This is a genomic window from Streptomyces sp. MAI_2237 (assembly GCF_054189285.1).
Genome location: NZ_JAJPGQ010000001.1, coordinates 234,989 through 259,202, shown reverse-complemented (window position 1 = coordinate 259,202; position 24,214 = coordinate 234,989). Strand labels below are relative to the sequence as shown.

The window sequence follows — 24,214 nt, the reverse complement described above, 5'->3', positions numbered from 1 at the left end:
CCGAAAGGGGGGCCTGGGGGCGCAGCCCCCAGAGACGCACACCCCCACCCACCCGCACCAAAACCCGGCCCAACCGCCGGAGGCTCACGCGTCGTACACGTCCGCCTTCCGCGGCGTCGGATCCTGCACCTGCGTGCTCAGGAACGCCGACCTCGTACCGAACTTCTCCGTGTCCACGCCGTTCTCCTGCAGCACCCGTATCGCCGCCGAGTGCACCACCCGCAGCACCGGCGTGGCCGCGCGCAGCGCGTCGTCGGCCATGAAGCGGTGCCGCCAGGGCTGATCGGCCCACGCGTGCCGCAGACCGAACGGCTCGGGCAGGGCTATCGTGCCGCCGAGCCAGTTCAGCAGCGGCGGGTACCAGGAGAGCGGGGCGCGCACGGCCAGCCGTACGACCTCGTCGGTGTTGACCAGCGGAAGCGCCACCTTGCGGGTCTCCCACGGCTTGAACGACTTCTGGACCTCCTTGGACGGCGCCTCGGGCTTGCTGGTGAACAGGCCGTTGACGGGGCCCAGCGCATGGCCGGTGACCTCGATGCGCAGCGTCTGGTGCAGCACGGTCACCGTGATCATCATCGTGATGACCAGCTGGCCGTCCCAGAGTGTCCACTGCACGCCCAGATAGTGCCGGTCGCCGGCGCCGAACTGCTGCTTGTTGCAGATGTCCTGTATCGCGTGCGACTTGACCTGGAAGGCGTCCACGTCCGTGCCCTCGGGCCGGGAGACGGCCTTCGCGCCCTCCGCGATCGGCGTGACGATCCAGTGCCGTACGGACGGGGTGGGGAAGCCGCCGGTGTTGATGGTGTTGCGCTCCAGCATGCGCAGGTCGTCGTGGATCGCCCTGATCACGTCCCAGCTGCGGAACGGGTGGATCTCCCGGTTCGGGTCGGCCGCCACGAGGTCCTCGGCGAGCTGCCAGCTGCCCCAGCGGGTGCCCATGCCGAGGATGCCCTTCGGCCCGGCGTAGAACACGGAGTTGGACTGCTGCTCGGCGGCGAGCCGGGCCAGCGACTGGCGCAGCGCGTCCGCCTTCGTCTCACCGGGGCTGGTGGGCACCGCCTCGGGCACCTTGGCGCCGATGCTGCTGCCGGCGAGCAGGCTGTCCCAGCGCCCGCGCAGATCCTTCGCCGTGCGCTCGCAGATCTGCTTGGCCCAGAACCAGCCGATGACCGGCATGACGACGCACGCACGCGCGTACAAGGCCCAGAAACCGGTGAACGGCATACGGATCAGGAAGATCACCGCGAGGGCGCCCACGGCCACCAGGAGCGTCGTGCCCAGGGCGCCGGCCCGCCGGTCCGCACTCCGGGAGACCGCCATGCGGATCTGGAAGACCATCAGCCAGACGAGCAGGCCCGGCAGGAACAGCACTCCGCACAGCACCATCACGATGGACAGCATCTGGTCGCGGGCCTTGCGGATGTTGTTCGCCGCGAGGGCGTGCTCCACGGCGACCTGCGGCTCGGAGCCGAAGGACTGGATGAGCGGCTTGCGGCCCGGACCCAGCATGCGGTCGACGATCGCCCGGGAGAAGGCCTCGCCCAGGTTGGGCCGGAATATCCTCGCCCGCCCCGGATTCACCCCGGTCTGGTGCCACTCGTTGTCGGCCTTCTTGATGTCCACCACCGGGTTGTCCCGGTAAGCCGCCGAGGCCAGCGCGAACGTCGCCGTCTGGCTCTCGTCCCCCGTGCGCGGCACCTGCGGACCGAAGATGTCCCCATAGCCGCTCTCAACGGTCATTCCCGCCCCCGATCGCCGCCGCATACCGCCTCTGCGGCTCTTCCCGACTTCCGTGCTCCGCACACCTGTTGATCAGGTCATCTCGCAGATGCGTTAATTCGACCACGAGTTGATTCGACGACGCGTCGATCCGACGAACGCTCCCGCGAGAACTTGATCAGCTTGTCATCAGCGTATCCGCAGCCACCGACGATCGTCGGCGGACGGCCGAAGCCGCCCGCCGACGCGGAGGGGAGCCTTCCGCGAAAGCCGTCCGCGTGCCCCCGTACGCCACTTGCGGGGCATCCGGCGGCAACTACGAGGCCTGCCGGGCCTCTTCACGAATCCTTTCCGCGATCTGCGGCGGCATCGGCTCGTGCCGCGCGTAGGAACGGTTGAAGCGCGCGGTGCCGTGCGAGAGGGAGCGCAGGTCCACGGCGTACCGCCCGATCTCGATCTCGGGCACCTCGGCCCGTACGACGGTACGGCCGCCGCTGGTCTGCTCCGTGCCCAGCACCCGGCCCCGCCGCCCGGACAGGTCGCTCATCACGGCGCCCACGTAGTCGTCGCCGACCAGCACGCTCACCTCGGCGACCGGCTCCAGCAGGTGGATCTTCACCTCGGCCGCGGCCTCCCGCAGCGCCAGCGCGCCCGCCGTCTGGAAGGCGGCGTCCGAGGAGTCCACGGAGTGCGCCTTGCCGTCGAGCAGCGTCACCCGGACGTCGATCAGCGGATAGCCGGCGGCGACTCCCTTGGCCGCCTGGGCCCGCACGCCCTTCTCGACCGACGGGATGAACTGCCGCGGCACCGCGCCGCCGATCACCTTGTCCACGAACTCGATGCCCGAGCCGCCGGGCAGCGGCTCCACCTCGATCTCGCAGATGGCGTACTGCCCGTGCCCGCCGGACTGCTTCACATGCCGCCCGCGCCCGCCCGACTTGCCGGCGAACGTCTCCCGCAGGGAGACCTTGTGCGGTACGACGTCCACCTGGACGCCGTAGCGGCTGCGCAGCCGCTCCAGTGCCACGTCCGCGTGTGCCTCGCCCAGGCACCACAGGACCACCTGGTGGGTGTCCTGGTTCTGTTCGAGCCGCATCGTCGGGTCCTCGGCGACCAGCCGGGACAGACCCTGCGAGAGCTTGTCCTCGTCGGCCTTGCTGTGCGCTTCGATGGCGAGCGGCAGCAGCGGGTCGGGCATCTGCCAGGGCTCCATCAGCAGCGGGTCGTCCTTGGCCGAGAGCGTGTCGCCGGTCTCGGCGCGGCTCAGCTTGGCCACGCACACCAGGTCGCCCGCGATGGCGTGCGTCACGGGCCGCTGCTGCTTGCCGAACGGTGTGGACAGGGCGCCGACGCGCTCGTCGACGTCGTGGTCCTCGTGCCCGCGGTCGGCGAGCCCGTGCCCGGAGACGTGCACCGTCTCGTCGGGGCGCAGGGTGCCGGAGAAGACGCGGACCAGGGAGATGCGGCCGACGTAGGGGTCGGACGCGGTCTTGACGACCTCGGCGACCAGCGGCCCCTCCGTGTCGCAGGCCTTGATCTCACGCGGCTTGCCGTCGATGGTCGTGACCCCGGGCGTCGGGTGCTCGAACGGCGTCGGGAAGCCGCCCGTCACCAGTTCCAGCAGCTCGACCGTGCCGAGCCCGTGCTTGGCGCCCTCCGCCGCGGGGGCGGCGGCCAGGACCGGGAAGAACACCCCGCGCGCGACGGCCCGTTCCAGGTCCTCGACGAGCGTCTTGACGTCGATCTGCTCGCCGCCCAGATAGCGGTCCATGAGGGTCTCGTCCTCGCTCTCCGAGATGATCCCCTCGATCAGCCGGTTGCGGGCCTCCTCGATCTCCGGCAGCTGGTCCTCGCCGGGCTCGGATTCCTTGCGCTCCCCGGTGGAGTAGTCGAACAGCTTCTGCGAGAGCAGCCCGACCAGGCCCGTCACGGGTGCGTGTCCGTCCGGGCCCTGGGGGCCGTGCAGCGGTGTGTAGAGCGGGAGCACGGCGTCCGGGTCGTCGCCGCCGAAGGCCTCCGCGCAGGTGCGCGTCATCTCCTCGAAGTTCGAGCGGGCGGCCTCCAGGTGCGTGATCACGATCGCCCGGGGCATGCCGACGGCCGCGCACTCCTCCCACACCATGCGCGTCGAGCCGTCCACGCCGTCGGAGGCGGAGACGACGAAAAGGGCCGCGTCCGCCGCTCGCAGACCGGCCCTGAGCTCACCGACGAAGTCGGCGTATCCGGGGGTGTCCAGAAGGTTGATCTTGATGCCGTCCCATTCGACCGGCACCAGGGAGAGCTGCACCGAACGGCTCTGCCGGTGCTCGATCTCGTCGTAGTCGGAGACGGTGCCGCCGTCCTCCACGCGGCCCGCCCGGTTCACCGCCCCCGCCGTCAGCGCGAGGGCCTCCACCAACGTCGTCTTGCCCGATCCGGAGTGGCCGACCAGCACCACATTCCGTACGGACGCGGGGTGGTCGGCCGCTGTTGCCCTGCCGGCGGCTCCGGGGTGTGCGTTCGCCTTGTCGCCCATGATCCTGCCTCCCGTGCACGGTGAGGTCACTGTGGGCGCGGGCGTGCCGGGCCGCGTGCGGTGACGGCTCCGATGACGCCCGCGGTTCTTCGAGCTTTCCACTCCCGTCACGGTGCGTCCATACGAAGGACGTGATCGTGCCCGTAGGTCCCTGCGCGACGGCCACTGGTCCTGCTCCGCGAGTGCCCGGCGGTCGCACACACGCGCGCGTGGCTACGATGGGCCAGCCGGTGGCCACAGGGGCCGAGCCGGTCACACCGACCGTCGGGAAGGCCATGCTGAACAAGTACGCGCGTGCATTCTTCACGCGTGTCCTCACGCCGTTCGCCGCGTTTCTCATCCGCCGGGGCGTCAGCCCGGACACGGTCACGCTGCTGGGCACCGCGGGGGTGGTCGCCGGCGCCCTGGTCTTCTACCCCATGGGCGAGTTCTTCTGGGGCACGGTCGTCATCACGCTGTTCGTCTTCTCCGACCTGGTCGACGGCAACATGGCCCGCCAGCTCGGACGCAGCAGCCGCTGGGGTGCGTTCCTCGACTCCACGCTCGACCGCGTCGCCGACGGCGCCATCTTCGGCGGATTCGCCCTCTGGTACGCCGGTCACGGTAACGACAACGTCCTGTGTGCCGTTTCCATCTTCTGCCTGGCCAGCGGCCAGGTGGTGTCGTACACGAAGGCCCGGGGCGAGTCGATCGGCCTGCCGGTCGCCGTCAACGGCCTCGTGGAGCGCGCCGAGCGCCTGGTCATCTCGCTCGTCGCGGCCGGACTCGCCGGCCTCCACAAGTTCGGCGTGCCCGGGATCCAGTACCTGCTGCCCGTCGCCCTGTGGATCGTCGCCGTCGGCAGCCTCGTCACCCTCGTCCAGCGCGTCGTGACGGTCCGCCGCGAATCGGCCGAGGCCGAGGCGGCGGCCGCCGCCCAGGAGAGCGAGAATGCCTCCCAGGGGAGTGAGGCGGCGAAGTGACGTTCCGCGATCAGCTGACCGACGGGCTGTACGGCCTGGGCTGGAGCACGGTCAAGAAGCTTCCGGAGCCGGCCGCCGTGCGGCTCGGCCGGAGCATCGCCGACCTCGCCTGGAAGCGGCGCGGCAAGGGCGTGCAGCGCCTGGAGGCCAACTACGCGCGCGTGGTGCCCGACGCGGGCCCCGAGCGCCTCGCCGAGCTCTCGCGCGCGGGCATGCGCTCCTACCTGCGCTACTGGATGGAGTCCTTCCGGCTGCCCGCGTGGAGCGCCGAACGCGTCAGGACGGGCTTCGAACCCAAGGACCTGCACTACCTGACCGACGGGATCGCCGCCCGCAACGGCGTGATTCTCGCGCTGCCCCACATGGCCAACTGGGACCTGGCCGGCGCCTGGGTCACCACCGCACTCGAGACGCCGTTCACCACGGTCGCCGAACGCCTCAAACCCGAGAGCCTGTACGACCGTTTCGTCGCCTACCGCGAGGGCCTCGGCATGGAGGTCCTGCCGCACAGCGGCGGCACCGCCTTCGGCACCCTGGCCCGCCGGCTGCGCGACGGCGGCCTGGTCTGCCTGGTCGCCGAACGCGACCTGTCCTCCTCGGGCGTCGAGGTCCGGTTCTTCGGCGAGGCCACCCGGATGCCGGCCGGCCCCGCCCTGCTGGCCCAGCAGACCGGCGCGCTCCTGCTGCCGGTCACCCTCTGGTACGACGACTCGCCCGTCATGCAGGGACGGGTGCATCCACCGGTCGAGGTCCCCGAGACAGGCAGCCGGGCCGAGAAGACGTCCTTCATGACACAGGCGCTGGCCGACGCCTTCGCCACCGGCATCGCCGACCATCCGGAGGACTGGCACATGCTGCAGCGGTTGTGGCTCAAGGACCTCGACCCCGCGCGTGATCCCGCCAAGGGGGCCTCGTGAGGATCGGCATCGTCTGCCCGTACTCCTGGGACGTACCGGGCGGCGTCCAGTTCCACATCCGCGACCTGGCGGAGTACTTCATCCGGCTCGGCCACGAGGTGTCCGTGCTGGCACCCGCCGACGACGACACCCCGCTGCCGCCGTACGTCGTCTCGGCCGGCCGCGCGGTCCCGGTGCCGTACAACGGCTCGGTGGCCCGCCTGAACTTCGGTTTCCTCTCGGCGGCCCGGGTGCGCCGCTGGCTGCACGACGGCCACTTCGACGTCGTGCACATCCACGAGCCGACCTCGCCGTCGCTGGGCCTGCTGACCTGCTGGGCGGCGTCGGGCCCGATCGTGGCCACCTTCCACACCTCCAACCCGCGCTCCAAGGCGATGATCGCCGCGTACGCGATCCTCCAGGCCGCCCTGGAGAAGATCAGCGCGCGGATCGCGGTGAGCGAGTACGCCCGCCGCACCCTGGTCGAGCACCTCGGCGGCGACGCGGTCGTCATCCCGAACGGCGTGGACGTCGACTTCTTCGCCAAGGCCGAGCCCAACCCCGACTGGCAGGGCGACACGATCGGCTTCATCGGCCGCATCGACGAGCCGCGCAAGGGCCTGCCGGTGCTGATGCGGGCCCTGCCGGGGATTCTCGCGGCCCGGCCGCAGACGCGGCTGCTGGTCGCGGGCCGGGGGGACGAGGAGGAGGCCGTCGAGTCGCTGCCCGCCGAGCTGCGCTCCCGCGTCGAGTTCCTGGGCATGGTCAGCGACGAGGACAAGGCCCGCTTCCTGCGCAGCGTCGACCTCTACGTCGCCCCGAACACCGGCGGCGAGAGCTTCGGCATCATCCTGGTCGAGGCGATGTCGGCGGGCGCGCCGGTCCTCGCCTCCGACCTGGACGCCTTCGCGCAGGTGCTGGACCAGGGAGCGGCCGGCGAGCTGTTCCCCAACGAGGACTCCGACGCGCTGGGGGACGCGGCGGTACGGCTCCTCGGGGACCCAAAGCGCCGCGCCGAGCTGCGCGAGCGGGGCAGCGCGCACGTACGGCGGTTCGACTGGTCGACGGTCGGGGCGGACATCCTGTCGGTGTACGAGACGGTGACGGACGGCACGACGGCGGTCGCCGCGGCGGAGGACGAGCGGGCGCCGGGGCTGCGGGCGCGGTTCGGGCTGGCGCGGGACTGATGCCCCCTCCGGGCGCCGTGACGTGCCCGGTAACGTGAGCGCCCGTGACCGCAACCCTGATCTGGATTTTCGTCGCCCTCGTCGCGATCGGCCTGTACCTGAGCTGGACCGCGGGCCGCCTGGACCGGCTGCACACCCGGATCGACGCCGCCCGCGCCGCACTCGACGCCCAGTTGCTGCGCAGGGCGTCGGTGGCCCAGGAACTGGCCACCTCCGGAGTCCTCGACCCCGCCGCCTCGATCGTCCTGTACGAGGCCGCGCACGCCGCCCGGCAGGCCGAGGAGGAGCAGCGGGAGGTCGCCGAGAGCGAGCTCAGCCAGGCGCTGCGGGCCGTGTTCGCCGAGCACGCGCAGGTCGAGGTGGTGCGCGAGGCGCCCGGCGGCGAGGCGGCCACCCACGAGCTCACGGAGGCCGTGCGCCGGGTGCCGATGGCGCGCCGCTTCCACAACGACGCGGTCGGCGCGGCCCGGCGGCTGCGCGAGCACCGCAAGGTCCGCTGGTTCCGCCTGGCCGGTCACGCCCCCGTTCCGTTGTCCTTCGAGATGGACGACGAACCCCCGGCGGCCCTGGTGGACCGGATGGCGTGAGCCGGCGGCCCGGCGGCTGGCGGTCCCGCATCGGGCGGATCGGAGACAAAACGATCCACCGGGTTGTCATTGGCCCTTGCCGTGGACTGGTGTGCTCGCGTTTCCTCGGGGATTGCAGAAACCCTCTTTCCCTTCAGTGAGGTCATCCGTGTCCAGCACGCTCTCCGAAAACCAGGCCCCCGAGACCGGCACCGCGCGCGTGAAGCGCGGTATGGCCGAGCAGCTCAAGGGTGGCGTGATCATGGACGTCGTCACGCCGGAGCAGGCGAAGATCGCCGAGGACGCGGGCGCCGTCGCCGTCATGGCCCTGGAGCGGGTCCCGGCCGACATCCGCAAGGACGGCGGCGTGGCCCGCATGTCCGACCCGGACATGATCGAGGGCATCATCGAGGCCGTCTCCATCCCGGTCATGGCCAAGTCCCGCATCGGCCACTTCGTCGAGGCCCAGGTGCTGCAGTCCCTCGGCGTCGACTACATCGACGAGTCCGAGGTCCTCACCCCGGCCGACGAGGTCAACCACTCCGACAAGTGGGCCTTCACCACCCCCTTCGTCTGCGGCGCCACCAACCTGGGCGAGGCCCTGCGCCGCATCGCCGAGGGCGCGGCCATGATCCGCTCCAAGGGCGAGGCCGGCACCGGCAACGTCGTCGAGGCCGTCCGTCACCTGCGCCAGATCAAGAACGAGATCGCCCGCCTGCGCGGCTACGACAACAACGAGCTGTACGCCGCCGCCAAGGAGCTGCGCGCCCCGTACGAGCTGGTCAAGGAGGTCGCCGAGCTCGGCAAGCTCCCCGTGGTGCTGTTCTCCGCCGGTGGCGTCGCCACCCCGGCCGACGCGGCCCTGATGCGCCAGCTCGGCGCCGAGGGCGTGTTCGTCGGTTCCGGCATCTTCAAGTCCGGAGACCCGGCCAAGCGCGCCGCCGCCATCGTCAAGGCCACCACCTTCTACGACGACCCGAAGATCATCGCGGACGCGTCCCGCAACCTCGGCGAGGCCATGGTCGGCATCAACTGCGACACCCTGCCCGAGGCCGAGCGCTACGCCAACCGCGGCTGGTAAGGCACCGGATCACATGAACACCCCCGTCATAGGCGTCCTGGCCCTCCAGGGCGACGTACGGGAGCACCTCATCGCCCTGGCCGCGGCCGACGCCGTGGCCAGGCCGGTCAGGCGCCCCGAAGAACTCGCCGAGGTGGACGGCCTCGTCATCCCCGGCGGCGAGTCCACCACCATCTCCAAGCTGGCCGCCCTCTTCGGCGTGATGGAGCCCCTCCGCGCGCGTGTGCGGGCCGGCATGCCCGTCTACGGCACCTGCGCCGGCATGATCATGCTCGCCGACAAGATCCTCGACCCGCGCTCGGGCCAGGAGACCTTCGGCGGCATCGACATGATCGTGCGCCGCAACGCCTTCGGCCGGCAGAACGAGTCCTTCGAGGCGGCGGTCGACGTCAAGGGCGTCGAGGGCGATCCTGTAGAGGGCGTCTTCATCCGCGCCCCCTGGGTGGAGTCCGTCGGCGCCGAGACCGAGGTGCTCGCCGAGCACGAGGGCCACATCGTCGCGGTCCGCCAGGGCAACGCGCTCGCCACGTCGTTCCACCCGGAACTGACCGGCGACCATCGCGTGCACTCCCTGTTCGTCGACATGGTGCACGCGAACCGGGCGACGGAGTCCTAGTAGGATTCCTGGCGTTCGTTGCAGAGATGGGTTACGCGAAGGAGACAGGCAGATGTCCGGCCACTCTAAATGGGCCACGACGAAGCACAAGAAGGCCGTGATCGACGCCAAGCGCGGCAAGCTCTTCGCGAAGCTGATCAAGAACATCGAGGTCGCGGCGCGTATGGGCGGCGTGGACCTCGACGGCAACCCGACGCTCTACGACGCCGTCCAGAAGGCCAAGAAGTCGTCGGTCCCGAACAAGAACATCGACTCCGCGATCAAGCGCGGCGGTGGTCTCGAGGCCGGCGGCGCCGACTACGAGACGATCATGTACGAGGGCTACGGCCCGAACGGCGTCGCGGTGCTCATCGAGTGCCTCACCGACAACCGCAACCGCGCCGCCTCCGACGTCCGCGTCGCCATGACCCGCAACGGCGGCTCGATGGCCGACCCCGGCTCGGTGTCCTACCTGTTCAACCGCAAGGGCGTCGTCATCGTCCCCAAGGGCGAGCTGGCCGAGGACGACGTCCTCGCCGCCGTCCTGGACGCGGGCGCCGAGGAGGTCAACGACCTGGGCGAGTCCTTCGAGGTGCTCAGCGAGGCCACCGACCTGGTCGCGGTCCGCACCGCCCTGCAGGACGCCGGGATCGACTACGACTCCGCCGAGGCCAACTTCGTCCCGACCATGCAGGTCGAGCTGGACGAGGAGGGCGCCAAGAAGATCTTCAAGCTGATCGACGCGCTCGAGGACAGCGACGACGTGCAGAACGTCTTCGCCAACTTCGACGTCAGCGACGAGGTCATGGAGAAGGTCGACGCGTAGCGCTGCCGCGGGCTGAGCGGTTTTCGGCGGGCCGATGGGACACGTCCCACCGGCCCGCCGCTGTTGTCAGTGCCGGCGGATAGCCTTGCGGCAGTCAGTGATCACCGCAGAGAGGGGAGGGGCGCGGTGCGCGTACTCGGGGTGGACCCAGGCCTGACCCGATGCGGAGTCGGCGTCGTCGAGGGGGTGGCGGGCCGGCCGCTGACCATGGTCGGCGTGGGTGTCGTACGGACGCCCGCGGACGCCGAACTGGGACACCGTCTCGTCGCGATCGAGCAGGGCATCGAGGCCTGGCTGGACGAGCACCGGCCCGAATTCGTCGCCGTGGAGCGGGTGTTCAGCCAGCACAACGTCCGGACCGTCATGGGCACCGCCCAGGCCAGCGCCGTCGCCATGCTCTGCGCCGCCCGCCGCGGCATCCCCGTCGCCCTGCACACCCCCAGCGAGGTCAAGGCGGCCGTCACCGGCAGCGGACGCGCCGACAAGGCCCAGGTCGGCGCCATGGTCACCCGCCTCCTGCGGCTCGACGCGCCCCCCAAGCCCGCCGACGCCGCCGACGCCCTCGCGCTCGCCATCTGCCACATCTGGCGCGCCCCCGCCCAGAACCGTCTCCAGCAGGCCGTGGCCCTGCACACCGCCCAGGCGGCCCAGGCGGCCCGGGCATCATCGAAAGGCCGTATCGCATGATCGCGTTCGTCAGCGGCCCGGTCGCCGCCCTCGCACCCGACTCCGCGGTGGTCGAGGTGGGCGGGATCGGCATCGCCGTCCAGTGCACCCCCAACACCCTCTCCGGGCTGCGCATGGGCCAGCAGGCCAAGCTCGCCACCTCCCTGGTCGTACGGGAGGACTCGCTCACCCTGTACGGCTTCGTGGACGACGACGAACGCCAGGTCTTCGAGCTGCTGCAGACGGCGAGCGGAGTCGGCCCCCGCCTGGCCCAGGCGATGCTGGCCGTGCACAGCCCCGACGCCCTGCGCCGCGCGATCGCCACCAATGACGAGAAGGCCCTGACCGCCGTCCCCGGCATCGGCAAGAAGGGCGCCCAGAAACTGCTGCTGGAGCTGAAGGACCGGCTCGGCGAACCGGTCGGCGCCCCCGCGGTCGGCGCCCCCGTCACCCAGGGCTGGCGCGACCAGCTGCACGCCGCGCTCATCGGCCTGGGCTACGCCACCCGCGAGGCCGACGAGGCGGTGACCGCCGTGGCACCGCAGGCCGAGGCGGCCGAGGGCACCCCGCAGGTCGGCCAGCTGCTCAAGGCGGCCCTGCAGACCCTCAACCGCGCCCGCTGACCCCTTCGAACCCGAGGCACACCACATGAACTGGGACGACACCACCGACACCTCCGCCGAGCGGCTCGTCGGTGCGTCCGCCGACCGTGAGGACCAGGCCGTCGAGGCCGCCCTGCGCCCCAAGGACCTGGGCGAGTTCATCGGCCAGGAGAAGGTCCGCGAGCAGCTCGACCTGGTGCTGCGCGCCGCCCGCGCGCGCGGCGCCACCGCCGACCACGTGCTCCTCTCCGGCGCCCCCGGCCTCGGCAAGACCACCCTCTCCATGATCATCGCGGCGGAGATGGGCGCCCCCATCCGCATCACCAGCGGACCCGCCATCCAGCACGCCGGCGACCTGGCCGCGATCCTGTCCTCCCTGCAGGAGGGCGAGGTCCTCTTCCTCGACGAGATCCACCGCATGTCCCGGCCCGCCGAGGAGATGCTGTACATGGCGATGGAGGACTTCCGCGTCGACGTCATCGTCGGCAAGGGCCCCGGCGCCACCGCGATCCCGCTCGAACTGCCCCCGTTCACCCTGGTCGGCGCCACCACGCGCGCGGGTCTGCTGCCGCCCCCGCTGCGCGACCGCTTCGGCTTCACCGCGCACATGGAGTTCTACGAGCCCGCCGAGCTGGAGCGGGTCATCCACCGCTCCGCGAACCTGCTCGACGTGGAGATCCAGGCCGACGGCGCCGCCGAGATCGCCGGCCGCTCCCGCGGCACGCCCCGCATCGCCAACCGCCTGCTGCGCCGCGTACGGGACTACGCCCAGGTCAAGGCCGACGGACTGATCACGCGCGACATCGCGGCCGCGGCCCTCGCGGTGTACGAGGTGGACGCCCGCGGCCTGGACCGCCTCGACCGCGGGGTGCTGGAGGCGCTGCTGAAGCTGTTCGGCGGCGGACCCGTCGGTCTGTCCACTCTCGCCGTCGCGGTGGGGGAGGAGCGCGAGACCGTAGAGGAGGTCGCCGAACCCTTCCTCGTACGGGAGGGACTGCTGGCCCGAACCCCGCGCGGACGGGTCGCCACGCCCGCCGCATGGGCGCATCTCGGCCTCACCCCGCCCCGGTCCGCTACTGCGGGAAACGGACAACAGGACCTGTTCGGGACGTGATGCCATTGTGACGGCGCAGGCATTGGCCGGGGCAGGAACCCAGGTGCCATGCTGAGCGTTGTTCCATGCGCGCGGACTCGCTTAGACTCCGCCGATGCCGCTTTTGTCGGCGGTATACATACCCCCATCCATGAGGCCGCTCTCCATCGCGGTCGTGCGAAGGAAATTCCGTCCCGTGAATATCACCATGCTCCTCCCGTTCATCGTGCTCATCGGGGCCATGTTCCTCATGACCCGTTCGGCCAAGCGCAAGCAGCAGCAGGCCCAGCAGATGCGGAACGAGATGCAGCCCGGCAGCGGCGTCCGCACCATCGGGGGCATTTACGCGACGGTCAAGGAGGTCAACGAGGACACGGTCCTCCTCGACGCCGGTCCGGGCGTCGAACTCCTCTTCGCGAAGAACGCCATCGGTACCGTGCTCAGCGACGACGAGTACAACCGCATCGTGCACGGAATCGAGCACGACCTGAAGTCCGACACCGACGTCGTCCCGGACGACGCCTCCTCCCTCACCGAGACCGACGACTCCGCCGACGAAGCTGCCGCCGCCTCCGACGACAAGTCCGTCGACCTCGGCAAGAAGGACGCGACCGAGGAGCCGGCCGACGAGACGGCCGCCACGGAGACGAAGTCGGACGAGGAGCCGAAGAAGACCGACGGCGACTCCGACGCGAAGTAGTCACGTCCCGGGGCGCGCGGCCGACCTCGCGCGCCCCGGGACGTGTCGTCTCGCACACGGGGATCCCGACACCATGTCATGGCCGACACCGCGCTGACCCGGCACGGAGCGGCCCGAGAGGGAGTACGAGAAGGTGGCAGCACCTAAAAAGGGCCGAAGCGCGAGCGCCCAGAGCAAGCCAGGGCGCTCGCTGGCCCTCATTCTGATCGCCATCGTGGCGCTCACCGCCGGCATGTTCGCCTCCGGCAACACCACTCCGCGCCTCGGCATCGACCTTGCGGGCGGTACGAGCATCACGCTGCGGGCGGTTCCGGAGAAGGGCCAGGAATCCGCGATCAACAAGACCAACATGAACACCGCGGTCGACATCATGAACCGCCGTGTCAATGGTCTCGGTGTCTCGGAGGCGGAGGTTCAGACCCAGGGCGACCGCAACATCATCGTCAACATCCCCAAGGGCACGAACTCCAAGGAAGCTCGCCAGCAGGTCGGCACCACCGCCAAGCTGTACTTCCGCCCGGTGCTCGCCACCGAGGCCGCCGGCGGCAGCGCGACGGCCAGCCCGTCCCCGACCGCCACGGGCGGAGCGTCCGCCAAGCCGTCGGCCGGGGCCTCCGAGAAGGCCACCGGCAAGTCGACCGCGTCGCCCTCCGCCGGCGCCACCTCCCAGGGCCGCGCCGTCACCGACGGCCTCAAGGCGGACGCGACGCCGAGCGCCACCGCGTCCTCAGGCAGCAAGGCGTCCGCCAGCCCCACCCCGTCGGCGAGCGGCAGCTCCGCCGCCAGTGACGCCGCGGCCAAGCTCCAGGCGCAGTACGCCGCCCTCGACTGCACCAAGAAGACGGTGCAGAACACCGCCGGCAAGAGCGCCAAGGCCACCGAGCCCACCGTCGCCTGCGGCAAGAACTCCTCCGGCCAGTGGCAGAAGTACGTCCTCGGCCCCGCCGCGGTCGACGGCACGGACGTGAAGAAGGCCCAGGCCGTCTTCAACACCCAGACCGCCGCCGGCTGGACCGTCACCATGGAGTTCACCTCCAAGGGCACCAAGAAGTTCGCCGACATCACCGGTCAGCTCGCCCAGAAGCAGACGCCGCAGAACCAGTTCGCGATCGTCCTCGACGGCAACGTGGTCTCCGACCCGTACGTCAAGGAGGCCCTCACCGGCGGCAGCGCGGAGATCTCCGGCAGCTTCAACCAGACGGAGGCCCAGGGCCTCGCGAACATGCTGTCGTACGGCGCCCTGCCGCTGACCTTCAAGGAGGACAGCGTCACCACGGTGACCGCCGCGCTCGGCGGCGAGCAGCTGCACGCCGGTCTGATCGCGGGCGCGATCGGCCTCGGCCTGGTCGTGATCTACCTGCTGATCTTCTACCGCGGCCTGTCGATGATCGCGATCCCCTCGCTGCTGGTCTCCGCGGCCCTCACCTACGCGATCATGTCGCTGCTCGGTGAGGCCATCGGCTTCGCGCTGAACCTGCCGGCGGTCTGCGGCGCCATCGTCGCCATCGGCATCACCGCGGACTCGTTCATCGTGTTCTTCGAACGCATCCGGGACGAGATCCGCGAGGGCCGCTCGCTGCGCCCCGCCGTCGAGCGGGCCTGGCCGCGCGCCCGGCGCACCATCCTGGTCTCCGACTTCGTGTCGTTCCTCGCCGCGGCGGTGCTGTTCATCGTCACCGTCGGCAAGGTCCAGGGCTTCGCGTTCACGCTGGGGCTGACCACCGTGCTGGACGTGGTCGTCGTCTTCCTCTTCACCAAGCCGCTGATGACGATCCTCGCCCGCCGGAAGTTCTTCGCCAACGGCCACAAGTGGTCCGGTCTGGACCCGAAGGCGCTCGGCGCGAAGCCACCGCTGCGCCGCACTCGTCGTCCCGCCCCCGTCGACCCGAAGGAGGCGTGAGATGTCGAAACTCGGCAGCATCGGCGCCCGTCTGCACCGCGGCGAGGTCGGTTACGACTTCGTCGGCAACCGCAAGATCTGGTACGGCATCTCGATCCTGATCACCATCACGGCCATCGTCGGCCTGGCGGTGCGCGGCCTGAACATGGGCATCGAGTTCCAGGGCGGCGCCGTCTTCACCACGCCGAAGAACACGTCGGCCTCGGTGGCCCAGGCCGAGCGGTACGCGAAGGAGGCCTCGGGCCACGACGCGGTCGTCCAGAAGCTCGGCAACGGCAGCCTGCGCATCCAGGTCGCGGGCATCGAAACCGGCAAGGCCGACAGTGTCTCGGCGCAGCTCGCGAAGGACATGAACTTCGCGGAGAAGGACGTCACCGCCGACCTGGTCGGCCCCAGCTGGGGCGAGCAGATCGCCGCCAAGGCGTGGCAGGGCCTGGCGATCTTCATGATCCTCGTGGTGATCTACCTGGCGATCGCGTTCGAGTGGCGCATGGCCGTCGCCGCGCTCGTCGCCCTGATCCACGACATCACGATCACCACCGGCATCTACGCCCTCGTCGGCTTCGAGGTCACGCCGGGCACGGTGATCGGTCTGCTCACGATCCTCGGTTACTCGCTCTACGACACGGTCGTCGTCTTCGACAGCCTCAAGGAGCAGACGAAGGACATCACCAAGCAGACCCGCTGGACCTACAGCGACGTCGCCAACCGCTCGATCAACAGCACCCTGATGCGGTCCATCAACACGACCGTGGTCGCGCTGCTGCCGGTCGCGGGCCTGCTGTTCATCGGTGGCGGCTTCCTCGGCGCCGGTGTCCTCAACGACATCTCGCTGTCGCTGTTCGTCGGCCTCGCGGCCGGTGCGTACTCCTCGATCTTCATCGCCACGCCGCTCGTCGCCGACCTCAAGGAGCGCGAGCCGCAGATGAAGGCGCTCCGGAAGCGCGTCCTCGCCAAGCGCGCGCAGGTCGCCGCCGAGGGCGGGCAGCCCCGGCAGGAGACCATGGACGACGAGTACGCCGACGAGCCCGAGGACGCCGCTGCGGCGGTCGTCGGCCCGCGCAACCAGCCCGCGTCCCGAAACCGCGGCCGCGGCCGTCCGTCGGGGAAGCGCCGATGACCGACATCCAGGAGCTGCTGCTCAGCCGTATCCGCGACGTCGCGGACTACCCGGAGCCGGGCGTGATGTTCAAGGACATCACCCCGCTCCTGGCGGACCCGGCGGCGTTCACGGCGCTCACCGACGCCCTCGCCGAGATCGCGGCGAGCACGGGCGCCACCAAGGTCGTCGGCCTGGAGGCCCGCGGCTTCATCCTCGGCGCCCCGGTCGCCGTCCGCGCCGGCCTCGGCTTCATCCCCGTGCGCAAGGCGGGCAAGCTCCCCGGAGCCACCCTCGCCCAGGCGTACGACCTGGAGTACGGCTCGGCGGAGATCGAGGTCCACGCCGAGGACCTGTCGGCCGACGACCGCGTCCTCATCGTCGACGACGTCCTCGCCACCGGCGGCACCGCCGAGGCCTCGATCCAGCTGATCCGCCGGGCGGGTGCCGAGGTGGCGGGCCTCGCGGTCCTGATGGAGCTGGGCTTCCTCGGCGGTCGCGCCCGCCTGGAGCCGGCCCTCGGGGCCTCCCCGCTGGAAGCACTGCTGGCGCTCTGATCCCGAGCCCGACGAGAACGGCCGTCCCGCCATCCATGGGACGGCCGTTCCGTTTCGGCACGGGTGCCGTCGGTGCCCCCGGCTCCGGGCGCCGGACCCCCAGGAATCCCGCGGACGCCTCTCGTGTTCCTGGGGTAGACGGTCCTCACATCGGCCTGAAGGCGATCCTGAGGCCCAGGATCGCTACCATGGGTGCTCCGGAGCCTGACCGGGGGACCCGGATCGCGCACGAGGAGTCCTCTTGCCAGACGAGGCCCAGCACCTGACCGCCGCCAAGCCCGAGTCCGCCTCGGCAGCCGCGGCCAAGCCCGCGCCGACCGAACCGGTCGCCAAGAACGACACCCGCGGGCCGGTCGAGCACGCCCAGTCCGCGCCCGTCGACAAGTCGGCCGAGCAGGTCCGCCCCAAACCGGCCCCGTCCGACAGCCCGACGCCCACGGCCCCCGCGGTGCGCCCGAACACCGGTCAGCCCGCCCGCTCCGGTTCCTCCAACCGCGTCCGCGCCCGCCTCGCCCGCCTCGGCGTGCAGCGCTCCAACCCGTACAACCCGGTGCTGGAGCCGTTGCTGCGGATAGTGCGCAGCAACGACCCGAAGATCGAGACGGCCACGCTCCGCAAGATCGAGACGGCCTACCAGGTCGCCGAGCGCTGGCACCGCGGCCAGAAGCGCAAGAGCGGCGACCCGTACATCACGCACCCCCTCGCGGTGACGACGATCCTCGCCGAACTGGGCATGGATCCGGCCACGCTGATGGCGGGCCTGCTGCACGACACCGTCGAGGACACCGAGTACGGCCTCGACCAGCTGCGCCGCGACTTCGGCGACTCCGTCGCCCTGCTCGTAGACGGCGTCACCAAGCTGGACAAGGTCAAGTTCGGCGAGGCCGCGCAGGCCGAGACCGTGCGCAAGATGGTCGTGGCCATGGCCAAGGACCCGCGCGTCCTGGTCATCAAGCTCGCCGACCGTCTGCACAACATGCGCACCATGCGCTACCTCAAGCGCGAGAAGCAGGAGAAGAAGGCGCGCGAGACGCTGGAGATCTACGCGCCGCTCGCCCATCGCCTGGGCATGAACACCATCAAGTGGGAGCTGGAGGACCTCGCCTTCGCGATCCTCTACCCCAAGATGTACGACGAGATCGTACGGCTGGTGGCGGAGCGGGCGCCGAAGCGCGACGAGTACCTGGCCATAGTGACCGACGAGGTGCAGCAGGACCTGCGCGCGGCCCGGATCAAGGCGACCGTCACCGGGCGCCCGAAGCACTACTACAGCGTCTACCAGAAGATGATCGTCCGCGGCCGGGACTTCGCGGAGATCTACGACCTGGTGGGCATCCGCGTCCTCGTGGACACCGTCCGCGACTGCTACGCGGCCCTCGGTACCGTGCACGCCCGCTGGAACCCGGTTCCGGGGCGGTTCAAGGACTACATCGCGATGCCGAAGTTCAACATGTACCAGTCGCTGCACACGACGGTCATCGGCCCCAACGGCAAGCCCGTCGAGCTGCAGATCCGCACCTTCGACATGCACCGCCGCGCCGAGTACGGCATCGCCGCGCACTGGAAGTACAAGCAGGAGGCCGTCGCCGGTGCCTCCAAAGTGCGCACCGACGTGCCCAAGGCCGGCAAGAAGGACGACCACCTCAACGACATGGCGTGGCTGCGCCAGCTGCTGGACTGGCAGAAGGAGACCGAGGACCCGGGCGAGTTCCTGGAGTCCCTGCGCTTCGACCTGTCCCGCAACGAGGTCTTCGTCTTCACCCCCAAGGGTGACGTCATAGCGCTCCCGGCGGGTGCCACCCCGGTGGACTTCGCGTACGCGGTCCACACCGAGGTCGGCCACCGCACGATAGGAGCACGGGTCAACGGCCGCCTCGTACCGCTGGAGTCGACGCTCGACAACGGCGACCTGGTGGAGGTCTTCACCTCCAAGGCGGCCGGCGCGGGCCCCTCCCGCGACTGGCTGGGCTTCGTCAAGTCCCCGCGCGCCCGCAACAAGATCCGGGCGTGGTTCTCCAAGGAGCGCCGTGACGAGGCGATCGAGCAGGGCAAGGACGCCATCGTCCGCGCCATGCGCAAGCAGAACCTGCCGATCCAGCGCATCCTCACCGGCGACTCGCTGGTCACGCTCGCCCACGAGATGCGCTACTCCGACATCTCCGCCCTGTACGCGGCGATCGGCGAGGGCCATGTCTCCGCGCAGAACATCGTGCAGAAGCTCGTTTCCGCGCTCGGCGGCGAGGAGGCGGCCACCGAGGAGATCGACGAGGCGGTCCCGCCCACCCGCAGCCGGCGCAAGCGGCGCTCCAGCTCCGACCCGGGCGTCATCGTCAAGGGCGTCGAGGACGTGTGGGTCAAACTGGCCCGCTGCTGCACGCCCGTCCCCGGCGACCCGATCATCGGTTTCGTCACGCGGGGTAGTGGCGTATCGGTTCACCGCAGCGACTGCGTCAACGTCGAGTCACTGTCCCGCGAACCCGAACGCATCCTGGACGTCGAGTGGGCGCCCACCCAGTCCTCGGTCTTCCTGGTCGCCATCCAGGTCGAGGCCCTGGACCGCTCCCGGCTCCTGTCCGACGTCACCCGCGTCCTGTCCGACCAGCACGTCAACATCCTCTCGGCGGCCGTCCAGACCTCCCGCGACCGCGTCGCCACCTCGCGCTTCACCTTCGAGATGGGCGACCCCAAGCACCTGGGTCACGTCCTGAAGGCCGTACGCGGCGTCGAGGGCGTCTACGACGTCTACCGGGTCACATCGGCCCGCAACCGCACCTAGAGAGCACGAGAGGGGCCCCGTACGCGATGTACGGGGCCCCTCCAGTCGTATCCGCCGGGGGAGCGGACTAGCCGCCGAACTCCTGCAGACCCTTCAGTGCCTGGTCCAGCAGGGCCTGGCGGCCCTCCAGCTCACGCTCGAGCTTGTCGGCCCTGGCGGTGTTGCCCTGGGCGCGCGCCTGCTCGATCTGGCCCTTGAGCTTGTCCACCGCGGCCTGGAGCTGGCCGGTCAGACCCTCGGCACGCGCGCGCGCCTCCGGGTTGGTCCGGCGCCACTCGGCCTCCTCGGCCTCCTGGATGGCCCGCTCCACCGCGTGCATCCGCCCCTCGACCTTCGGGCGGGCGTCGCGCGGCACATGGCCGATGGCCTCCCAGCGCTCGTTCACCGAGCGGAAGGCGGCCCGCGCGGCCCGGAGGTCCGTCACCGGGAGGATCTTCTCGGCCTCCTCGGCCAGCTCCTCCTTCAGCTTCAGGTTCTCCGACTGCTCCGCGTCCCGCTCGGCGAAGACCGAGCTGCGGGCGGCGAAGAACACGTCCTGGGCGCCGCGGAAGCGGTTCCACAGGTCGTCCTCGTGCTCGCGCTGCGCACGGCCCGCGGCCTTCCACTCGGCCATCAGCTCGCGGTAGCGGGCCGCCGTCGGACCCCAGTCCGTCGAGCCCGACAGCGATTCGGCCTCGGAGACCAGCCGCTCCTTGGTTCGGCGGGCCTCCTCGCGCTGCGCGTCGAGCGCCGCGAAGTGCGCCTTGCGCCGCTTGGAGAACGCCGAGCGGGCGTGGGAGAAGCGGTGCCACAGCTCGTCGTCCGACTTGCGGTCCAGCCGCGGCAGGCCCTTCCAGGTGTCCACCAGCGCCCGCAGCCGCTCACCGGCGGCCCGCCACTGGTCGGACTGCGCCAGCTGCTCCGCCTCGGCGACCAGCTCCTCCTTGGCGTGCCGCGCCTCGTCGGACTGCTTGGCCCGCTGCTGCTTGCGCTCCTCCCGGCGGGCCTCGACGGTCTGGACGAGCTTGTCCAGCCGCTGCCGCAGCGCGTCCAGGTCGCCCACCGCGTGGTGGGCGTCGACCTGCTCGCGGATGTGGTCGATGGCCGCCTGGGCGTCCTTCGCGGACAGGTCGGTGGTCTTCACCCGCTTCTCGAGGAGGCCGATCTCCACAACCAGGCCCTCGTACTTGCGCTCGAAGTAGGCCAGCGCCTCCTCGGGGGAGCCGGCCTGCCAGGAACCGACGACCTGCTCGCCGTCGGCCGTACGCACGTACACGGTCCCCGTCTCGTCGACGCGGCCCCACGGGTCGCTGCTCACAGCGCCTCCTCCACATGATGCCTGCGAGGGGCCTCACTGCCCCCGGGCATCGTCCACAGTTTCGTCACGGCCAACATAGGCGACGTGCGGGCGGCCTGTCCGCATCCCGCACGACCGAAATTTCGCACCTCGGGGTCGGGATGCGGTGCCCAAAGGATCAGGACTTCGTGACCGTGGCCTTGTTGATCACGACCGTGGCGTTCGGCGCGCCGTCGCCCTGCCCCGTGCTCTCGCCCGCGGCGGCGATCTTCTTGAGGACCTTCATGCCCGACGCGGACACGGTACCGAACGGTGTGTAGCTGGGCGGCAGCTGACTGTCCTGGTAGACGAGGAAGAACTGGCTGCCGCCGGTGTGCTTCTGCCCGGTGTTGGCCATCGCGATCGTGCCCGCCGGGTAGACACCGCCCTTCAGGCTTTTGTCCTTCAGGTTCTCGTCCGGGATCGTGTACCCGGGACCGCCGCTGCCGGAGCCCGTCGGGTCGCCGCACTGCAGCACGTAGATGCCGTTGGTGGTGAGCCGGTGGCACTTCGTGTGGTCGAAGAAGCCCTTCGAGGCAAGGAAGTCGAAGGAGTTCACGGTGTGCGGGGCCGCCGACGTCTTCAGCGCGATGTCTATGTCACCGCACGTCGTGGCGAGCTTCATCGTGTACTTCGCCGACTTGTCGATCGTGACCGCCGGCTCCTTCTTCCAGCTGAGCTTCTTCACCGAGCCCGCCGCCGGCTTGGCGCACGGGTCCGGAGCCTTGCTGGTGGGCGTGGCGCTGGGCGTCGTCTGGGAGCTGGCGTTGGCCTTGTCGTCGCCCTTCATCACCCCGGTCGTGTACAGGGCCACGCTGCCGATCAGGATCACGCCGAGCACCGACGCGATCACCGAGTTGCGCATGCGTGCCTTGCGCCGCGCCTCCGTACGCCGTTGCTGCTGCCGCAGAAACTTCTCCCGCGCGAGCTGCCGCTTCCGCTGTTCCTGGCTGACCACCGGGTTTTCTCCTCATGCGTCTCGTACGCCGACTGGGACGCGTGCGTCTTGTGAGCCGACCGCCTGCGTGTGCCCCGTACCGTATATGGGTTCGCTGAGGATTCGGCAGCGCCGGTAGGCTCTGGCAGTGGCCGAGGCCGTCGCGCACGGCCACCGCAGCCGCCCGTACCGACACAACGAAGGACGATCGTGCTCATTGCCGGGTTCCCCGCCGGGGCCTGGGGGACGAACTGTTATCTCGTCGCCCCCGCCGCCGGTGAGGAGTGCGTGATCATCGACCCGGGCCACCAGGCCGCCGAAGGAGTCGAGGAAGCGCTGAAGAAGCATCGGCTCAAGCCCGTCGCCGTCGTCCTCACCCATGGCCACATCGACCATGTGGCCTCGGTCGTCCCGGTGTGCGGCGCGCACGACGTGCCCGCCTGGATCCACCCCGAGGACCGCTACATGATGGCGGACCCCGAGAAGGCGCTCGGCCGTTCCATCGGGATGCCGCTCATGGGCGAGCTGACCGTGGGGGAGCCGGACGACGTCAGGGAGCTGGCCGACGGCGCGCAATTGAAGCTGGCGGGACTGGAGTTCTCCGTCGCGCACGCGCCGGGCCATACCAAGGGGTCGGTGACCTTCCGGATGCCCGAGACGACCGATGTCCCGTCGGTGTTCTTCTCCGGGGATCTGCTGTTCGCCGGCTCCATCGGACGCACCGACCTGCCCGGCGGTGACATGGCCGAGATGCTCGACTCGCTGGCCCGCGTGTGCCTGCCGCTCGACGACTCGACCGTGGTGCTGTCCGGCCACGGCGCCCAGACGACCATCGGCCAGGAGCGCGCCACCAACCCGTATCTGCGGCAGGTGGCCGCCGGCCAGGGAGCCGCCGAGGCTCCCCGACGAGGAATGTGACGAGAGACTTCGTGAGCACCTTCAAGGCCCCCAAGGGCACGTACGACCTGATCCCGCCGGACTCCGCGAAGTTCCTGGCGGTGCGCGAGGCGATCGCCGCCCCGCTGCGCGCCGCCGGCTACGGCTACATCGAGACCCCCGGCTTCGAGAGCGTCGAGCTGTTCGCGCGCGGTGTCGGCGAGTCCACCGACATCGTGACCAAGGAGATGTACGCCTTCGAGACCAAGGGCGGCGACCGGCTCGCCCTGCGCCCCGAGGGCACCGCCTCCGTGTTGCGCGCGGCGCTGGAGGCCAACCTGCACAAGCTGGGCAACCTGCCCGTCAAGCTCTGGTACTCGGGCTCCTACTACCGCTACGAGCGCCCGCAGAAGGGCCGTTACAGGCACTTCTCCCAGGTCGGCGCGGAAGCGATCGGCGCCGAGGACCCGGCGCTCGACGCCGAGCTGATCATCCTGGCGGACCAGGCGTACCGCTCGCTGGGGCTGAGCAACTTCCGCATCCTGCTCAACAGCCTGGGCGACAAGGAGTGCCGTCCGGTCTACCGGGCCGCGCTGCAGGACTTCCTGCGCGGCCTCGACCTCGACGAGGACACCCTGCGCCGCGCCGAGATCAACCCGCTGCGCGTCCTCGACGACAAGCGCGAGTCCGTGCAGAAGCAGCTCGGCGACGCGCCGCTGTTGCGCGACTACCTCTGCGACGCCTGCAAGGCGTACCACGAGGAGGTCCGCGAGCTGATCACGGCGGCGGGCGTGGCCTTCGAGGACGACCCCAAGCTGGTCCGCGGCCTGGACTACTACACCCGTACGACCTTCGAGTTCGTGCACGACGGTCTGGGCTCGCAGTCCGCGGTGGGCGGCGGCGGCCGCTACGACGGCCTGTCGGAGATGATCGGCGGCCCCGCGCTGCCGTCGGTCGGCTGGGCGCTCGGTGTCGACCGCACGGTCCTGGCCCTGGAGGCGGAGGGCGTCGAGCTCGAACTGCCCTCCACCACCAGCGTGTTCGCGGTACCGCTCGGCGAGGAGGCCCGCCGGATCCTGTTCGCGAAGGTCACCGAACTGCGCAAGGTCGGTGTCGCCGCGGACTTCTCCTACGGCGCCAAGGGCCTCAAGAGCGCGATGAAGAACGCCAACCGCAGCGGCGCCCGCTACGCGATCGTCGCCGGCGAACGCGACCTCGCCGAGGGCGTCGTCCAGCTCAAGGACATGGAGTCCGGCGAGCAGACGGCCATCGGCGTGAACGAGATCGTGGCGGAGCTGGAGTCACGGCTCGGCTGACGACGGGACAAGGGCGCCGGAGACCCCTCC

At 70.4% G+C, this 24,214-nt stretch carries 21 protein-coding genes; 17 read left to right on the top strand and 4 right to left on the bottom strand.

The annotated features are described in order from the left end of the window. Positions 1 to 84: 84 nt before the first annotated feature. Both LN251_RS01185 and LN251_RS01180 read right to left on the bottom strand, forming a co-directional pair. Positions 85 to 1,740 carry a hypothetical protein gene (locus tag LN251_RS01185; RefSeq protein ID WP_458242696.1) on the bottom strand — a complete coding sequence of 552 codons (1,656 nt, stop codon included), beginning with the start codon at positions 1,738 to 1,740 and terminating at the stop codon, positions 85 to 87. A gap of 295 nt (positions 1,741 to 2,035) precedes the next feature. Next, positions 2,036 to 4,234 carry an elongation factor G-like protein EF-G2 gene (locus LN251_RS01180; RefSeq protein WP_458242695.1) on the bottom strand — a complete coding sequence of 733 codons (2,199 nt, stop codon included), beginning with the start codon at positions 4,232 to 4,234 and terminating at the stop codon, positions 2,036 to 2,038. A 218-nt stretch (positions 4,235 to 4,452) separates the two neighbouring features. On the opposite strand from LN251_RS01180, the gene pgsA reads away from it, so the two are divergent. From pgsA to LN251_RS01105, 15 genes are all read left to right on the top strand, one after another. Continuing rightward, positions 4,453 to 5,196, top strand: coding sequence for a phosphatidylinositol phosphate synthase (gene pgsA, locus LN251_RS01175; RefSeq protein WP_362988824.1), 744 nt, complete (start codon positions 4,453 to 4,455; stop codon positions 5,194 to 5,196). Continuing rightward, a complete protein-coding gene (locus tag LN251_RS01170) occupies positions 5,193 to 6,113 on the top strand; it encodes a phosphatidylinositol mannoside acyltransferase (RefSeq protein WP_458242694.1) in 921 nt (306 codons plus the stop codon). The genes pgsA and LN251_RS01170 overlap by 4 nt, the downstream gene beginning before the upstream one ends. Beyond that, positions 6,110 to 7,279 carry a glycosyltransferase family 4 protein gene (locus LN251_RS01165; protein ID WP_458242693.1) on the top strand — a complete coding sequence of 390 codons (1,170 nt, stop codon included), beginning with the start codon at positions 6,110 to 6,112 and terminating at the stop codon, positions 7,277 to 7,279. The genes LN251_RS01170 and LN251_RS01165 overlap by 4 nt, the downstream gene beginning before the upstream one ends. 44 nt (positions 7,280 to 7,323) lie before the next feature. Beyond that, a complete protein-coding gene (locus LN251_RS01160) occupies positions 7,324 to 7,866 on the top strand; it encodes a hypothetical protein (protein ID WP_458242692.1) in 543 nt (180 codons plus the stop codon). A gap of 148 nt (positions 7,867 to 8,014) precedes the next feature. Further along, a complete protein-coding gene (gene pdxS, locus LN251_RS01155; protein ID WP_450852499.1) occupies positions 8,015 to 8,926 on the top strand; it encodes a pyridoxal 5'-phosphate synthase lyase subunit PdxS in 912 nt (303 codons plus the stop codon). Positions 8,927 to 8,939: 13 nt separating this feature from the next. Next, positions 8,940 to 9,542, top strand: coding sequence for a pyridoxal 5'-phosphate synthase glutaminase subunit PdxT (gene pdxT / locus LN251_RS01150; RefSeq protein ID WP_458242691.1), 603 nt, complete (start codon positions 8,940 to 8,942; stop codon positions 9,540 to 9,542). A 52-nt stretch (positions 9,543 to 9,594) separates the two neighbouring features. Continuing rightward, positions 9,595 to 10,347 (top strand): YebC/PmpR family DNA-binding transcriptional regulator, encoded by a 753-nt coding sequence (locus tag LN251_RS01145; RefSeq protein ID WP_351580797.1) that lies wholly within the window; start codon positions 9,595 to 9,597, stop codon positions 10,345 to 10,347. 126 nt (positions 10,348 to 10,473) lie between these two features. Next, positions 10,474 to 11,034, top strand: a complete 561-nt coding sequence (gene ruvC / locus LN251_RS01140) for a crossover junction endodeoxyribonuclease RuvC (RefSeq protein WP_362988610.1) — start codon at positions 10,474 to 10,476, stop codon at positions 11,032 to 11,034. Further along, positions 11,031 to 11,636, top strand: a complete 606-nt coding sequence (gene ruvA / locus LN251_RS01135) for a Holliday junction branch migration protein RuvA (protein WP_362988612.1) — start codon at positions 11,031 to 11,033, stop codon at positions 11,634 to 11,636. The genes ruvC and ruvA overlap by 4 nt, the downstream gene beginning before the upstream one ends. A 25-nt stretch (positions 11,637 to 11,661) precedes the next feature. Continuing rightward, positions 11,662 to 12,729 (top strand): Holliday junction branch migration DNA helicase RuvB, encoded by a 1,068-nt coding sequence (ruvB, locus tag LN251_RS01130; RefSeq protein WP_058926482.1) that lies wholly within the window; start codon positions 11,662 to 11,664, stop codon positions 12,727 to 12,729. Between the two features lie 187 nt (positions 12,730 to 12,916). After that, positions 12,917 to 13,408: a preprotein translocase subunit YajC gene (gene yajC / locus LN251_RS01125; RefSeq protein ID WP_458243240.1), complete on the top strand. Its 492-nt coding sequence runs from the start codon at positions 12,917 to 12,919 to the stop codon at positions 13,406 to 13,408. A 133-nt stretch (positions 13,409 to 13,541) separates the two neighbouring features. Continuing rightward, on the top strand, positions 13,542 to 15,308 hold the full coding sequence (gene secD / locus LN251_RS01120; protein WP_458242690.1) for a protein translocase subunit SecD: 1,767 nt from the start codon (positions 13,542 to 13,544) through the stop codon (positions 15,306 to 15,308). A 1-nt stretch (position 15,309) separates the two neighbouring features. Beyond that, the gene (secF, locus tag LN251_RS01115) at positions 15,310 to 16,428 is read left to right on the top strand and encodes a protein translocase subunit SecF (protein ID WP_458242689.1); all 1,119 of its coding nucleotides are present in this window, start codon (positions 15,310 to 15,312) and stop codon (positions 16,426 to 16,428) included. Beyond that, the gene (locus tag LN251_RS01110; protein ID WP_458242688.1) at positions 16,425 to 16,964 is read left to right on the top strand and encodes an adenine phosphoribosyltransferase; all 540 of its coding nucleotides are present in this window, start codon (positions 16,425 to 16,427) and stop codon (positions 16,962 to 16,964) included. Before secF ends, LN251_RS01110 begins: the two co-directional genes overlap by 4 nt. 241 nt (positions 16,965 to 17,205) lie before the next feature. After that, positions 17,206 to 19,740 (top strand): RelA/SpoT family protein, encoded by a 2,535-nt coding sequence (locus LN251_RS01105; RefSeq protein ID WP_458242687.1) that lies wholly within the window; start codon positions 17,206 to 17,208, stop codon positions 19,738 to 19,740. A gap of 67 nt (positions 19,741 to 19,807) precedes the next feature. Here the strand turns inward: LN251_RS01105 and LN251_RS01100 are convergent, their stop codons facing one another. Both LN251_RS01100 and LN251_RS01095 read right to left on the bottom strand, forming a co-directional pair. Then, entirely contained in the window at positions 19,808 to 21,037 is a 1,230-nt protein-coding gene (locus LN251_RS01100; protein ID WP_458242686.1) for a DUF349 domain-containing protein, read from the bottom strand. 157 nt (positions 21,038 to 21,194) lie between these two features. Then, complete coding sequence (locus LN251_RS01095) at positions 21,195 to 22,013, bottom strand: peptidylprolyl isomerase (RefSeq protein WP_249835922.1); 819 nt, start codon at positions 22,011 to 22,013, stop codon at positions 21,195 to 21,197. Positions 22,014 to 22,202: 189 nt separating this feature from the next. On the opposite strand from LN251_RS01095, the gene LN251_RS01090 reads away from it, so the two are divergent. Continuing rightward, complete coding sequence (locus LN251_RS01090; RefSeq protein ID WP_249835921.1) at positions 22,203 to 22,910, top strand: MBL fold metallo-hydrolase; 708 nt, start codon at positions 22,203 to 22,205, stop codon at positions 22,908 to 22,910. A gap of 11 nt (positions 22,911 to 22,921) precedes the next feature. After that, positions 22,922 to 24,184, top strand: a complete 1,263-nt coding sequence (gene hisS / locus LN251_RS01085; RefSeq protein ID WP_458242685.1) for a histidine--tRNA ligase — start codon at positions 22,922 to 22,924, stop codon at positions 24,182 to 24,184. Positions 24,185 to 24,214: the final 30 nt, after the last annotated feature.